The following is a 14,835-nucleotide window of genomic DNA, read 5'->3' as shown; positions in this document are numbered from 1 at the left end:
TCGACAAAAACATGTATCCGTTTTCTTGACGCTCTATAATCTTGAGAGTAAAATGGACATGTCATATAAATGTAAGAAAATGATTTGCATTTTCTATTTGATGTGAGGGATATCACAAACTTTAACATCCAATGCATCATGCTACAAAATCAAGGGGGTAAACTTATGGCGGGTAATCGAGAGTTTTTTAATCGCAAACTGCATTCATTGCTTGGGGTAATACCTGTTGGTGTGTTTTTAATTCAGCACTTAGTAGTGAACCATTTTGCAACAAGGGGAGAAGAGGCATTTAATAGTGCATCACATTTCATGGAAAGTCTGCCTTTTAGATATTTACTTGAAATATTCGTTATCTTCTTACCGTTGCTTTACCATGCAATTTATGGACTTTATATTGCTTTTACTGCAAAGAACAATACGAGCAAATATAGCTATTTCCGTAACTGGATGTTTTATATTCAGCGTATCACAGGTGTAATTACGTTGATATTCCTAGTATGGCATGTTTGGGAAACACGTATACAAGCCGCTATGGGAGCAGATGTGAACTTCCAAATGATGGAGAATATTTTAGCTAATCCATTCATGCTTGCTTTCTACATTATTGGTGTTCTTTCAGCTATTTTCCATTTTGCGAACGGATTATGGTCATTCATGGTTAGCTGGGGAATCACTGTCTCTCCAAGATCGCAAGTTATTTCAACATATGTAACATTGGGTATTTTTGTTGCCTTATCAATTGTAGGTATTCGTGCAATTTTCGCATTTGTTTAAGAAACAGAATACATACATTTTTTAACGTTCGGATGATTTAGTTTTACTAGTATTAAGGGAGTGAACCTATATGGGTAAAGGAAAGGTAATCGTTGTCGGTGGCGGATTAGCCGGCTTAATGGCAACAGTTAAAATTGCAGAAGCGGGTAATCAGGTTGAGTTATTTTCTTTAGTGCCAGTTAAACGTTCTCACTCTGTTTGTGCCCAAGGCGGCATTAACGGAGCAGTTAATACAAAAGGTGAAGGAGATTCCCCTTGGATTCATTTTGATGACTCGATTTATGGCGGAGATTTCCTTGCCAATCAGCCTCCAGTAAAAGCAATGGCTGAAGCTGCACCAGGAATCATTCACTTGTTTGACCGTATGGGTGTAATGTTCAACCGAACACCTGAAGGATTGCTAGACTTCAGACGCTTTGGGGGAACACAGCATCACCGTACTGCATTTGCAGGTGCGACGACAGGTCAACAGTTATTGTATGCACTGGATGAACAAGTTCGTCGTTTTGAAGTTGCTGGTTTAGTAACAAAATATGAAGGCTGGGAATTCTTAGGATCTACTCTTGATGATGAAGGCATTTGCCGCGGTGTTGTTGCACAAAACTTAACAACAATGGAGATCCAATCATTCTCTTCTGATGCAGTTATTATGGCATCTGGCGGACCTGGAATCATCTTTGGTAAATCAACTAACTCTATTATCAACACTGGTTCAGCCGCTTCAATCGTATATCAGCAAGGAGCTTACTATGCGAATGGCGAATTCATTCAAATTCACCCAACTGCGATTCCAGGAGATGATAAGCTTCGTCTGATGAGTGAATCTGCACGTGGTGAAGGCGGACGTGTTTGGACGTATAAAGATGGTAAGCCATGGTACTTCCTGGAAGAGAAGTATCCTGCCTATGGAAACCTTGTACCTCGTGATATTGCTACTCGTGAAATTTTCGATGTTTGTGTGAATCAAAAATTAGGGATTAACGGTGAAAACATGGTTTACCTTGATTTATCACACAAAGATCCAAAAGAGCTTGATATCAAACTAGGCGGAATTATTGAAATTTATGAGAAATTCCAAGGTGAAGATCCTCGTAAAGTTCCAATGAAAATTTTCCCAGCGGTTCACTATTCAATGGGTGGATTATGGGTAGATTATGACCAAATGACAAATATTCCTGGGTTGTTTGCAGCTGGTGAGTGTGATTATTCACAGCATGGTGGAAACAGATTGGGAGCTAACTCCTTGTTGTCAGCTATTTATGGCGGAATGGTTGCTGGACCAAAAGCACTTGAATATATCCGTGGCCTTGAAAAGAGCTGTGAAGATATTTCTTCTTCTGTATTTGATCGTTCTGTTCAACAAGAACAGGAAAAATGGAACCATATCATGTCTCTTAATGGAACAGAGAATGCATATGTTCTTCATAAAGAGCTTGGCGAATGGATGACTGATAATGTAACAGTTGTTCGTCATAATGACAGATTATTAAAAACGGATGCAAAAATTGTTGAATTGTTAGAGAGATTTGAAAACATCAACATTAACGATACAGCTAAATGGAGCAATCAAGGTGCTGCATTCACTCGTCAGTTGCAAAACATGCTTCAATTAGCGCGTGTAATTACAATTGGTGCTTATAATCGTAATGAAAGCCGTGGAGCTCATTATAAACCGGAATTCCCTGAACGTAACGACGAAGATTTCTTGAAAACTACAATGGCGAAGTTTGTTGATAGCAAATCAGCTCCGGAATTCCATTATGAAGAAGTTGATATTAGCTTAATCAAGCCTCGTAAACGTGACTATACTAAGAAACATTAAGAAGAATTAAGAGAAAGGGGAGTAATTAGACATGTCAGAAGCAGCAGTTAAATCTAAAACAGTAAGATTCAGTGTGACGCGTCAGGATTCTCCAGATTCAGCCCCTTATCAGGAAGAATTTGAGGTAGAATACCGCCCGAATATGAACGTCATTTCTGCATTAATGGAAATTCGTCGTAACCCAGTTAATACAAAGGGTGAAAACACAACGCCAATCAATTGGGATATGAACTGTCTTGAAGAAGTTTGTGGAGCTTGCTCAATGGTTATTAACGGGAAGCCTCGTCAGTCTTGTACAGCGCTCATTGATCAATTGGAACAACCGATTCGTTTAGAGCCAATGCGTACATTCCCTGTTGTTCGTGACCTGCAAGTGGATCGCAGCCGTATGTTCGATTCACTTAAAAAGGTAAAAGCATGGATTCCTATTGATGGAACGTACGATTTAGGACCAGGGCCGCGTATGCCTGAGAAAAAACGTCAATGGGCATATGAATTATCAAAATGTATGACTTGCGGTGTATGTTTGGAAGCATGTCCAAATGTAAACAGCAAATCAGACTTTATCGGTCCAGCACCATTATCACAAGTTCGTTTATTCAACTCTCATCCAACTGGGGAAATGAACAAAGCAGAACGTCTTGAAGAGATTATGGGTGATGGCGGATTAGCTAACTGTGGTAACTCACAAAACTGTGTGCAATCATGTCCTAAAGGAATTCCTTTAACAACATCCATCGCAGCATTAAACCGTGACACTACATTACAATCTTTTAAAAACTTCTTTGGAAGTGACAGAGTTTAAACTTTACCAAGAGCAAGTCCTGCAATGGACCTGCTCTTATTTTTTTACCCTTTTTTACTGGTTTTTTGTCGATGAACCATGACTATTGTCCCTTTCATCCTTTTTGATAGCCCGAATTTTACTATATTGTTAAAAAAAGTAACTGATTCTATTTTCTTATTTTTGGAATTTTTCGTTAAATATCGCCAAAAAATGCACCACCAAATAGAAAAAACTGTTATAGTTCAAATGTTAAAAGATTCAAAAGTAATAGAAGGCGATTGGGGAAATTATAAAAATTGAGGAGGAGCAGAATGAAGCTCGCAAAAAATCGAATCATTGCTTTTTTGACTGTGTTTATGTTGGTTTTTTCAAGTTTTGGTCCGTTAATTGGACATGCATCAAATGATGTAAAAACTGTTGAGGATGCGATTGCAAATAACCAAGGGACAGCAACGGTTGAGGGGTACATAGTAGCACACACGGTTTCAACTAAATCTTATAAATTTAGCCCGCCCTTTAACAATGATTTTAATATAGCGATAGCAGATCATGCAGATGAGACGGATCCAGCAAAAATCTTGCCGGTACAACTCCCAGCTGATTTTCGCGCGGATTTTGGATTGCAAACAAACCCGGATATTATTGGTGAAAAAGTCACTATAACTGGGAAATTAGAAAGTTATTTTACTGTTCCAGGATTGAAAAACCCATCTGCAATGACATTTACAGAGGGAGAACCCGGGGATGGAAATGATGACCCCTTTGAAGGAATTGAAGGGTTGCGCATCCATGATATTCAAGGAGAAGGACATCAGTCGCCTTACGCAGATCAAAATGTGAAGGCTGTACAAGGCGTCGTTACTAAAGTGGTAGATTCTCGGAATTTTTATATGCAGGAACTAGAGCCTGATGATAATCCCAATACATCTGAAGGAGTTCTCATCTATAAGCCAACCCATAATATTCGTGTTGGAGATAAAGTTGAAATAGATGGAACGGTGAAGGAATGGGTATTGGATGGTTACGCTGAGAAACTGGAAACAGACTTGGCAATGACTGAAATCAATGCACAAAATGGCAACCTTCGTGTCCTTTCATCAGGAAACGAGCTGCCAGCGCCAATTATTCTTGGCAAAGATGTGCCTATTCCGAGTCAAGTGATTGATAATGATCAGTTCTCTATTTTTGACCCGGAAGAAGACGGAATTGATTTATACGAAAGCGTAGAAGGCATGAGGGTAGCAGTGGAAAACCCTCAGGTTGTAGCCCCGCAAAAATATGGTGAGGTTCCTGTTATAGCAGGCCAGGTAGAAGGTAAAACCTATTCTGAGCAAGGTGGAGTATTGATTTCAGAGGATAATCAAAACCCTGAAAGATTACATTTGCTCTTGGATAATACAAGCTTTGTTGCGAAAACAGGAGATAGCTTTCAAGGAACAGTTACTGGTGTAATGACTTATGGTTACAGCAACTATAAAATTCTTACAGACATGGATACTCTTCCAGCTTTAAATGAACGCGAAATTACTCCTATTAAAACAGAATTAGGCAATGATGATAGCAAGCTTACTGTTGCCTCTTATAATATTGAAAATTACTTTGAAGGCACAAGTCAGGATAAAACAAATAAGATTGCTTTATCTATGATTAATGAATTGAATACACCAGATATTATCGGACTTGTTGAAGTTCAGGACGATAATGGCCCAACAGATAATGGGACGACTACAGCTGAAAGAAGCTATAAAAAGCTTATTGATGCAATTGCGTCTAATGGAGGTCCAACCTATGAATGGACTGATATCGCTCCGTTAGATAAACAAGATGGCGGGCAGCCTGGAGGAAATATACGTGTGGGTTATATATATAACCCTGAAAGAGTGTCATTAAAAGACGCACCTAAAGGCGGCGCTACTGATAAGGTTTCATATGAAAATGGAAGCCTGACATTGAACCCGGGCAGAATTGATCCGGAAAATCCAATTTTTGAATCAACTCGCAAGTCACTTGCAGCTCAATTCGAATTTAATGGAGAAGATGTTGTCGTTATTGCCAATCACTTTAATTCAAAAACAGGTGATCAGCCGTTATTTGGAAAAAACCAACCGCCTTATTTAGGCAGCGAAGCAAAACGAATTGAAATTTCTAAAGTCGTCAATGGTTTTGTGTCAGATATTCATGCAGAAAACCCGAAAGCGAATGTTGTTGTTTTAGGTGATTTAAATGATTTTGAGTTTTCAAAGCCGTTGGATGCTTTGAAGGGTGAAGAATTAACTAATATGGTTGAGACTTTACCGGAAAATGAAAGATATACTTATAATTATCAAGGCAATGCGCAAGTGCTTGATCATATTTTAGTATCGAATCATTTAGCCGGGCAAACTGAGGTAGATATCGTAAACATTAACTCTTTATATATGGAGCAGCATGGTCGGGCAAGCGATCATGATCCATTATTAGTAGAACTTTCATTAGCTGCTGCTGAGGAAGAAAATGGTCCATTCAGCTTGAGTGTTCTGCATACGAATGATACACATGCTCATTTGGAGAACGTGCCAAGACTTTTCACAGCAGTTAACCAAATGCGCAATGAAAAAGAAAATTCATTACTTTTAGATGCTGGTGATGTATTCTCTGGAACATTATTCTTTAATCAATATCTTGGACAAGCAGATTTAGAGTTTATGAATCGTTTAGGCTATGATGCGATGACTTTTGGTAATCATGAATTTGATAAAGATTCCGAAGTATTAGCAGCATTTATCGAAAAGGCAGCATTCCCGTTTGTCAGCGCAAATGTGAATGTTTCCAATGAGCCGATCCTAAATAATCTGAAGGATGATCAAATTGGTAAACCAGGGGAAGCTGGGACAATCTATCCTGCGATTATTAAGGAAATTGATGGTGAAAAGGTAGGAATCTTTGGATTAACGACAGAGGATACATCCTTTTTAGCTAACCCTAGCGAGAATATTGTATTTGAGGATGCAGTTCAAACATCTATTCAAACTGTAGAGGCTCTAGAAGCTGAAGGGGTAAATAAAATCATTGCTTTGTCCCATCTTGGATTTAATCCAGATCAGCGTTTGGCTGAAGAGGTAAGAGGAATCGATGTGATTGTTGGTGGACATTCCCATACAAAATTAGAGAGTCCTGTAGTTATCAATGAAGACGAAGAACCTGTCTTGATCGTACAGGCAAATGAGTACAATAATTACCTTGGAACCCTAGATGTGACCTTTGATGAAGAGGGAGTCCTAACTGATTGGAACGGAGAACTTATAGCACTTCTAGCTAAAAATGAAAATGGCGAATTTGTTTATGGGGAAGACCAATGGGCGAAACAGAGACTGACAGAGTTAAGTGAGCCTTTAGAGGAATTAAAGAGACAAAAAGTCGGCTATTCAGATGTCCCGCTTAATGGTGAAAGAACAGATGTAAGAACAAAGGAAACCAATCTTGGCAATATGATTGCGGATGGCATGCTTGAAAAAGCAAATGAATCTGTAAGTACGCAAATTGCTATGCAAAATGGCGGCGGAATTCGTGCGTCCATTGCACAAGGTGATATTACTCTTGGAGATGTATTAACGGTAATGCCTTTTGGCAACATGCTTGTCACGCTAGATTTAACGGGAGAAGAAATTCTTGCAGCACTTGAGCATAGTGTTGCTCAAGTCGAAAATGGTGCAGGCCAGTTTATGCAGGTTGCAGGTCTCCGCTTCAAATATGATATGGCTGAGCCTGCAGGTTCACGTGTCCATTCGGTTGAAGTGAAGATTAATGATAAGTATGAGACAATTGACAAAGCACGAAAATATACAGTAGCTACAAATGCATTCACTGCTGATGGCGGCGATGGCTATGATATGTTTAAACAAGCAAAAGACGATGGCCGGATCACAGAGTTGTTCGAAGTGGATTACGATGTATTTGCAACGTATTTAGAGAAGAACAGTCCAGTATCTCCTGAAGTCGAAGGCAGAATCATGGAAGCGTCGAAGTCTGCTCCAGAAGAACCAGGTGGCAACGCATGTAAACCAGGCAAAGATATGGACTACCATAAATGTAAAGAAGAAATAATAGACAAAGTAAAAGATAAAATAAAAGAGATAATAGACAAAATCAAAAAATGGTTGAGACCATAATAAAAATAATCCAAGTAATAAAAACAAATTAAATGCAGTATGATTCTTAAATATGTCACATGAAGAGAGGAGAAATCCTCTCTTTTAATTTGTCGAAATTTGGCGGTGACAGGCACCCTTTACAATTTAAATTATTTTCACTTTTTAAATGATTGCAAAAGTTATATAATAGAAAAAAAGACTGAACGCTCATTCATAATGAAATAGGGGGATGGCAACATGAAGAAAAATGATTATATTGAGAATATTTTCGCTTGGGAAGAGGAGTTTGATTTTTATTATCCTGTGAAGGTCCGCTTTTCTGAGACTGATATGTTCGGGCATTTAAACAATACGATTCCATTTATTTATTTTGAGGAAGCACGGATTGAATATTTTAAAAGCATTGGGTTGATGAAAGATTGGGTAAGTCCAGAAAAAGAAACAATCATTGTAGTAGCAGATTTACAATGTGATTTTGCAAAACAAGTATTCTTTGATGAGAAATTGAATATATATGTAAAAGCGAATTCCATCGGTAATTCATCAGTAGATATTCATTATATGGCCAAGCGCGAAAATGGAGGGATTTGCTTTACGGGCCGTGGTACGATCGTGCAAATTTCCAAGGAAACCGGTAAAGGATTTCCTTGGACGGACGAGATGAAACAATCATTTCAAAAAAAAATAAATGTTAGTGTCTAACTTGGACAAGAGTACAATTTTAAAATAAACATTCTCCAGATTGGTATTTTCAGTCACTCCGAGTCTTTTCCGTACATATGATATGATGACTAATATACACCCACCCCGCGATTCATGGCTGGCGAAAAGGCAAGGAGGGTTACAGTACTTGAAGGAGAATGATTATACTCACAAGCCGTTACTCACTAAACGAGAAAGAGAAGTATTCGAGCTGCTAGTACAGGATAAAACAACTAGGGAAATCGCTGGTGAACTATTTATAAGCGAAAAGACAGTTCGGAACCACATATCTAATGCCATGCAAAAGCTTGGTGTAAAGGGGCGTTCACAAGCTGTTGTAGAGCTCCTTCGTATGGGAGAGCTAGAACTTTAATCTAGACCGGCAATCCATCTGGGTTGCCGGTTAACATATTTTTTTTGGCTTTTTTTGTCCTTTGCTTACAATTCACGCTTGAATTTTCTGCGAAAAAAGGTGAAAATTAATGGACAAGGGTATGAATTGAAAGAGATTTTTTTTAGAAAGAAGATGGGAACTAATAGGAGTGTAGATGATGGATCTTGAAGAACACAAAAATAAAGATGTAAATGAAGTCGTTGCAGACATAGAGAAGGATTTACGGTACATATCGGGAATCATCAAACAAAAGGGCCGGGAAATCTTAAGCAATTATACGATAACACCACCGCAATTCGTTGCCTTGCAATGGCTGCTGGAAGATGGGGATATGACAATTGGAGAACTCTCCACTAAAATGTTCCTCGCCTTCAGCACCACGACAGATCTTGTTGACCGCATGGAAAAAAACGATCTTGTCAAAAGGGTAAAAGATCCGAATGATCGACGAGTGGTGCGCATTCACCTTCTGGATGAAGGCGAAAGAATTATTGAAGAAGTAATTGATAAAAGGCAGCTTTATTTACATGAGGTCTTGAAACATTTTTCGAGTGATGAGGTTTTGCATCTTCGGGAGAATTTAAAACGATTGCATCAAGATATGCGGATAGAATGAGGCGGTAGATGTGAAACAACCAATAGGAATTATTGACTCTGGAGTCGGAGGCTTGACGGTAGCTAAAGAGATAATCAGACAGCTACCAAATGAAAATATTATTTATCTAGGCGATACGGCACGATGTCCATATGGTCCAAGGACAGGAGAAGAGGTTAAAGCCTTTACTTGGGAAATGACTGAGTTTTTACTTTCAAAAAATATTAAAATGCTTATTATTGCATGCAATACTGCTACAGCTGTGGCATTAGAGGAAATTCAAAGTGAACTTCCCATTCCAGTGATTGGTGTGATCTATCCAGGTGCAAGAACCGCAATTAAAGTTACGGACAATCATGTCGTTGGTATTATTGGTACGGTTGGCACGATTAAAAGTAAAGCATATGAAGTGGCATTGAAGGAAATCAATAACCGCACCGTCGTGCATAGTTTAGCGTGTCCTAAATTTGTCCCATTAGTAGAGAGTGGTGAGTACGAAAGCGTTTTAGCTAAGAAAATCGTCTTTGAAACACTTGCGCCTTTAACCAATCTTGGACTTGATACGCTTATTTTAGGCTGTACCCATTACCCTCTGCTGGAAAAGCTCGTGAAAAATGTGATGGGTAAAAAAGTGAAGGTTATTAGTTCTGGTGATGAAACAGCAAGGGAAGCAAGTACGATTCTTCATCATCGCGGTTACACAAATACAAGAGGAGAAAAGCCTCTGTATCAATTTTATACAACAGGTTCGACAGCTATTTTTTCGAAAATTGCTTCTAAATGGTTAGAGAGAAGAATTGATCATGTCGAAAGAATACAACTTGGAAAATAACTTGCTATCTGTTCAAAAGAAAAACACCATAGATGGACACGGTGTTTTTCTTTTTACACCTAATTAAACGGTCGCATAGTAATATTATTTATTAAATAAAAGAGGTGAGAATCATTGTTAGCAGAAGCTGAAAACTATTTACAGCAATATTTTGGATATACATCCTTCCGCCCTGGGCAAAAAGAAATCATTGGCAACTTACTTAATCAAAAAAACACATTAGGAATTTTGCCTACAGGTGGAGGTAAGTCACTTTGTTTCCAAATCCCCGCATTAGTAAACGAAGGCACAGCCATCGTTATTTCTCCACTTATCTCCCTTATGAAAGATCAAGTAGATGCGCTAACCACAGCCGGAATCCCTGCAGCTTTCATTAATAGCTCATTAAAAGATAAGGAATATGAAGAAACAATCAAAGCGATTCGACGCGGCGAGTATAAGCTTGTTTATGCGGCTCCTGAAAGATTTGAATCAAGCAGTTTCCTCCATTTATTGAATTCAATTCAAGTCTCGATGATTGTATTTGACGAAGCGCATTGTATTTCACAATGGGGTCATGATTTTAGGCCAAGCTATAGGTCAATCGTCAATAATCTTGATTCACTGCGGCAAAAACCAGTGGTAGCAGCGTTGACTGCTACAGCGACAAAGGATGTAGAGGAGGATATTTGCCGATTATTAAATATTAATGGAGATGATACTTTTATTACTGGCTTTGCCCGTGACAACCTTTCGTTCAAGGTGGTAAAGGGTATGAACAAGCGTGACTTCATTCAGCAATATATTAGAAAATATTCGCAGGAATCTGGCATTATATATACTTCAAGCCGAAAAGAAGCAGACCAGCTTTATAATTTCTTAAAAGCAGGGAAGCATTCTGTTTCCAAATACCATGCAGGACTATCTGAAAAGGCACGAAAACAAGCTCAAAATGAATTTGTTTATGATGAAGCTCAGATCATGATTGCAACGAATGCATTTGGCATGGGGATAGACAAATCGAATGTAAGATATGTTATTCATTACAATATGCCGCGTAATATCGAGGCTTATTATCAGGAAGCCGGACGTGCCGGACGTGATGGTGAGGAAAGCGAGTGCAGTTTACTATACTCGCCGCAGGATGTACAGCTGCAAAAATTTCTGATAGAAGAAACGAATCTAAATCAAGCCCTGCGAGACCAAGAGTACGCGAAGTTAAAGCAAATGGTGAATTATTGCCATACAGAAAAGTGCCTGCAAACCTATATTGTTGAGTACTTTGATGGAACAACTGTAGAAGTAGCATGCGGTAAGTGTTCAAATTGTGTGGATGATCGTGAATCCGTTGATATTACCAATGATGCGCTTATGGTATTTTCGTGCATTAAACGAATGGGCGAACGTTTCGGTGTCACATTGACAGCTCAAGTTTTAAAAGGTTCGAATAATAAGAGAATCCGGGAGCTTAGCTTTGATGGATTATCCACATATGGCTTAATGAAGCAACGGAAGGAAAAAGAAATCGTTTCAATGATTAACTACTTGCTTGCTGAAGGATATTTACAGTTAACGGATGGTAAGTATCCAGTTGTAAAGCTATCAGCAGCCTCTATACCTGTGTTAAAGGGTGAAGAAAAGCTCTTTATGAAGATGGCTGTGGAAGAGCAAGCGGTTAAGACAGAGAACAATGATGATTTATTTTCCATACTTCGTCAGTTGCGCAAGCAGTTGGCTGATGAAGGAAACGTACCGCCTTACGTCGTTTTTGCCGATACAGCTCTTAAGGAAATGAGCACTTATTTTCCTGTGAGCAAAGAGTCCATGCTGCGAATAAAAGGTGTCGGACAAATGAAATACGAAAAATATGGCGAGGCTTTTCTTGAGAAGATTCAAATCTTCGTAGAAGAGAATCAAATTGAAGTGGAGCCTGTGAAGCTGCAGGAGCGGGAAGTGAAGCCAGTTTCAAAATTAGATACACCCAGCTACATCCTTTCATATAAAGCATTTATCGAAGGAATGGATGTGAAAGAAATCGCAAAGCAGCGTGATTTTTCTCCAATTACAGTACAAAATCATATATTAAGAGCTGCCCAAGAAGGAAATCATCTTGATTGGGATACGATTTTTAATCCAAGTGTGGAACAGAGTGTACTAGAAACGGCAGAAAAAGTCGGAACAGATAAACTTAAGCCGATAAAGGAACAATTGGATGATGAAATTGATTATTTTATGATAAAAGCGGTGCTAGTCAAAAATGAAATAGGCTAGAAGGAATGTGTTTGTCCAAATTTGTCAAAAATCACTTCTGATTTTTCTTTCCAAAGGCGGTCTAATTTTTAAAAAGGCTCGTATACATGTAGTACAAACTGTCTTAGGAGGGAAAAGTCATGTCTATAAATAAAAAAGCAACGATTGTGTCAGCTGTGCTCGTATCATCAGCATTATTATCGGGGTGCGGTTTATTCGGGGGCGAGGATAAAAAAGAAAAAATCGACCCTCCGCAAACCGTTTCTTATGAAGAAGAGGATGTCGTGACGGAAGAATCAGCTGAGCTTGAGAATAAAGGTAAAGAAGAAGCAGAAGAAACGACAGCTAAAACAGATGTTTACTTAATTGATAGCAGCGGATACGTTGTATCGCAAACCTTGGAGCTTCCAAAAACGAATTCTGTGGCAAAGCAGGCGCTTGAGTATTTAGTAGTAGATGGTCCTGTTACTAATATGTTGCCAAACGACTTCCGTGCTGTGCTTCCAGCTGGGACAAAGGTATCAGTCAATATAAAAGACAATGTTGCCAATGTAGATTTCTCTAAAGAATTTAGCGAGTATAAGGCTGAAGATGAAATGAGGATTCTTCAAGCCGTTACTTGGACGCTCACGCAATTTGATTCTGTGGAAAAAGTGAAAATGACCTTAAATGGGAATGAAATGAAGGAAATGCCTGTGGAAGGAACACCAATTGGAGAAACTTCAAGCAGGGCAAGCGGGATTAATATTGATACATCTATGGTGACAGATATCACGAATACGAAGCCAGTTACAGTATATTACTTGGGCGGAGAACAAGACAGCTATTACTATGTACCGGTGACAAAGCGTGTATCAAATAAGCTGCAGGACAATGTTGAAGCGGTTGTGAAAGAGTTGGCAAAAGGACCAGGCATGGGATCGAAGCTATCCTCTTTACTTCAAAAAGATGCAGCGCTGATTGGCAAACCAGAAATGAAAGATGGAGTAGTTACACTTGATTTCAATGAATCGGTTTATAGCAGCTTCGAAGAAAAAATAGTTTCTGAGAATTTAATAAAGGCATTAGCGCTTTCATTAACTGAACAGGAAGGAATTGAAGGCGTAGCAGTTACGGTCAATGGAGAAGCCGATCTTGTAAACGAAGATGGCGAAAAAATCGAGGCTGTTACAAGACCGGAAAACGTGAATACGGGCATTTACTAATCGCAATCGATTTTTGATATACTATATAGTAATATAAACTTGAGGTTGGCTGATGCCGCCTCTTCTTTGTTGTATAGGTGAAAAGATGATGCCAATACATAATTCTCTTAGTTAAATTAGAACCAAAGGAAACAAGGCTAGAAAATAAATAATCAATTATACATAAAGGATGGTACGATCATGGCAGAAATTATTATTGCAACGAAAAACGCAGGAAAAGCAAAAGAATTCGAGCGCATGTTTAAACCGCTCGGCCATAAGGTTAAAACGCTTCTGGATTTTCCTGAGATTGCAGATGTAGAGGAAACTGGAACAACATTTGAAGGGAATGCCATTTTAAAAGCAGAGGCAGTCTCGCAGCTATTAGACAGAATCGTTATTGCCGATGATTCCGGACTTGCCATTGATGCCCTGGAAGGCCGTCCAGGCATCTATTCAGCAAGATATTCAGGTGCTGAAAAAAATGATGAAGCGAATATGGATAAAGTGTTAAATGAAATGCAAGACGTACCGGATGCCAAGCGCCAGGCTAGATTTCATTGTGCGCTGGCAGTAGCGATTCCCGGCGAGCAAACCTATACCGTTCACGGGATATGTGAAGGCGAGATCTTGCGCGAAAAACAAGGCAGCTATGGTTTTGGCTACGACCCGATTTTCTTTTGCACAGCAAAAGGGAAGGCAATGGCAGAATTAGAGCCTGAGGAAAAGAGCCAAATCAGTCATCGCGCCAATGCATTAAGAAAGTTAGAAGAGGATTTGGCTACTCTTTTTTCTGGAGAAGAACGTCCATGAAGCTTTTGATCGTCAGTGACAGCCACGGCTTGACGGAGGAGCTTGATGAGCTGAAGGCTCGGCATAAGGAAGAAGTCGATAAATGGATTCATTGCGGCGATTCAGAGCTTTCAGCTGCCGATAAGAGTATTAGCGGCTTCACGACAGTGCGCGGAAACTGTGATGCGGAAGAGAGTTTTCCAAATGATGTTGTAAAAAACGCTGGGGATTATAAATTACTTGTAACCCACGGACACTTATATACCGTAAAATCGACACTGATGAAGCTCTCCTACAGAGCGAGGGAGCTCCAAGCCAACATCGTTTGTTTTGGCCATTCCCATCTCCTTGGTGCCGAACGAATCGATAACACCTTATTTCTTAACCCAGGCAGCCTAAGATTGCCGAGGGGGAGGAAAGAAAAAACTTATATGATCCTGCATCTTGAGAAAGATACAGCAACCGTATATGTACATCAAAAAGATGGAAGAGAATTAGAGGATCTTCGAAGTACCTTTTCACTTCTAAAACGGGCATAGCTGCAGTATAATGTAAGGGGGGATGATTCCCCCTTCAAACAGAAAATATTCATGT

Annotated in this window: 13 protein-coding genes; all 13 read left to right on the top strand. The window is 39.3% G+C overall.

Annotated features, from left to right (window positions below; translation table 11 throughout):
- Positions 1-165 precede the first annotated feature (165 nt).
- The 13 genes from J2S17_RS09315 (at position 166) to J2S17_RS09255 (ending at position 14,780) form a co-directional block, all read left to right on the top strand.
- Complete coding sequence (locus J2S17_RS09315) at positions 166-774, top strand: succinate dehydrogenase cytochrome b558 subunit (RefSeq protein WP_307474097.1); 609 nt, start codon at positions 166-168, stop codon at positions 772-774.
- A gap of 70 nt (positions 775-844) precedes the next feature.
- Positions 845-2,596 (top strand): succinate dehydrogenase flavoprotein subunit, encoded by a 1,752-nt coding sequence (gene sdhA, locus J2S17_RS09310; protein WP_307474095.1) that lies wholly within the window; start codon positions 845-847, stop codon positions 2,594-2,596.
- A 31-nt stretch (positions 2,597-2,627) separates the two neighbouring features.
- The gene (sdhB, locus tag J2S17_RS09305; protein WP_307474093.1) at positions 2,628-3,401 is read left to right on the top strand and encodes a succinate dehydrogenase iron-sulfur subunit; all 774 of its coding nucleotides are present in this window, start codon (positions 2,628-2,630) and stop codon (positions 3,399-3,401) included.
- A gap of 78 nt (positions 3,402-3,479) precedes the next feature.
- Positions 3,480-3,683, top strand: coding sequence for a hypothetical protein (locus J2S17_RS09300; RefSeq protein ID WP_307474091.1), 204 nt, complete (start codon positions 3,480-3,482; stop codon positions 3,681-3,683).
- Positions 3,684-3,694: 11 nt separating this feature from the next.
- Positions 3,695-7,531: a 5'-nucleotidase C-terminal domain-containing protein gene (locus J2S17_RS09295; RefSeq protein WP_307474089.1), complete on the top strand. Its 3,837-nt coding sequence runs from the start codon at positions 3,695-3,697 to the stop codon at positions 7,529-7,531.
- A gap of 219 nt (positions 7,532-7,750) precedes the next feature.
- On the top strand, positions 7,751-8,215 hold the full coding sequence (locus tag J2S17_RS09290; RefSeq protein WP_307474087.1) for an acyl-CoA thioesterase: 465 nt from the start codon (positions 7,751-7,753) through the stop codon (positions 8,213-8,215).
- Between the two features lie 148 nt (positions 8,216-8,363).
- A complete protein-coding gene (locus tag J2S17_RS09285) occupies positions 8,364-8,588 on the top strand; it encodes a helix-turn-helix domain-containing protein (protein WP_066191568.1) in 225 nt (74 codons plus the stop codon).
- Between the two features lie 178 nt (positions 8,589-8,766).
- On the top strand, positions 8,767-9,225 hold the full coding sequence (locus J2S17_RS09280; RefSeq protein WP_307474086.1) for a MarR family winged helix-turn-helix transcriptional regulator: 459 nt from the start codon (positions 8,767-8,769) through the stop codon (positions 9,223-9,225).
- Positions 9,226-9,235: 10 nt separating this feature from the next.
- Complete coding sequence (gene racE, locus J2S17_RS09275; RefSeq protein WP_307474084.1) at positions 9,236-10,036, top strand: glutamate racemase; 801 nt, start codon at positions 9,236-9,238, stop codon at positions 10,034-10,036.
- Between the two features lie 114 nt (positions 10,037-10,150).
- Positions 10,151-12,286: a DNA helicase RecQ gene (recQ, locus tag J2S17_RS09270; protein WP_307474082.1), complete on the top strand. Its 2,136-nt coding sequence runs from the start codon at positions 10,151-10,153 to the stop codon at positions 12,284-12,286.
- Positions 12,287-12,405: 119 nt separating this feature from the next.
- The gene (locus J2S17_RS09265) at positions 12,406-13,470 is read left to right on the top strand and encodes a GerMN domain-containing protein (protein ID WP_307474080.1); all 1,065 of its coding nucleotides are present in this window, start codon (positions 12,406-12,408) and stop codon (positions 13,468-13,470) included.
- 180 nt (positions 13,471-13,650) lie between these two features.
- Positions 13,651-14,262, top strand: coding sequence for an XTP/dITP diphosphatase (locus tag J2S17_RS09260; RefSeq protein ID WP_307474078.1), 612 nt, complete (start codon positions 13,651-13,653; stop codon positions 14,260-14,262).
- Positions 14,259-14,780 carry a metallophosphoesterase family protein gene (locus J2S17_RS09255; RefSeq protein ID WP_307474076.1) on the top strand — a complete coding sequence of 174 codons (522 nt, stop codon included), beginning with the start codon at positions 14,259-14,261 and terminating at the stop codon, positions 14,778-14,780. Before J2S17_RS09260 ends, J2S17_RS09255 begins: the two co-directional genes overlap by 4 nt.
- Positions 14,781-14,835 lie beyond the last annotated feature (55 nt).

It is taken from the genome of Cytobacillus purgationiresistens, from assembly GCF_030813235.1.
Lineage (GTDB): Bacteria > Bacillota > Bacilli > Bacillales > Cytobacillaceae > Cytobacillus > Cytobacillus purgationiresistens.
The sequence above is the reverse complement of the archived record's forward strand: the minus strand, read 5'-3'. Positions and strand labels throughout refer to the sequence as shown.

Bases quoted from the DNA above. Each gene is read 5' to 3' on its own strand.
- J2S17_RS09295 (WP_307474089.1), top strand. From the start codon at position 3,695: ATGAAGCTCGCAAAAAATCGAATCATTGCTTTTTTGACTGTGTTTATG.
- J2S17_RS09315 (WP_307474097.1), top strand. From the start codon at position 166: ATGGCGGGTAATCGAGAGTTTTTTAATCGCAAACTGCATTCATTGCTT.
- J2S17_RS09290 (WP_307474087.1), top strand. From the start codon at position 7,751: ATGAAGAAAAATGATTATATTGAGAATATTTTCGCTTGGGAAGAGGAG.
- sdhB (WP_307474093.1), top strand. From the start codon at position 2,628: ATGTCAGAAGCAGCAGTTAAATCTAAAACAGTAAGATTCAGTGTGACG.
- J2S17_RS09300 (WP_307474091.1), top strand. From the start codon at position 3,480: ATGACTATTGTCCCTTTCATCCTTTTTGATAGCCCGAATTTTACTATA.
- J2S17_RS09260 (WP_307474078.1), top strand. From the start codon at position 13,651: ATGGCAGAAATTATTATTGCAACGAAAAACGCAGGAAAAGCAAAAGAA.
- sdhA (WP_307474095.1), top strand. From the start codon at position 845: ATGGGTAAAGGAAAGGTAATCGTTGTCGGTGGCGGATTAGCCGGCTTA.
- J2S17_RS09255 (WP_307474076.1), top strand. From the start codon at position 14,259: ATGAAGCTTTTGATCGTCAGTGACAGCCACGGCTTGACGGAGGAGCTT.
- J2S17_RS09280 (WP_307474086.1), top strand. From the start codon at position 8,767: ATGGATCTTGAAGAACACAAAAATAAAGATGTAAATGAAGTCGTTGCA.
- J2S17_RS09265 (WP_307474080.1), top strand. From the start codon at position 12,406: ATGTCTATAAATAAAAAAGCAACGATTGTGTCAGCTGTGCTCGTATCA.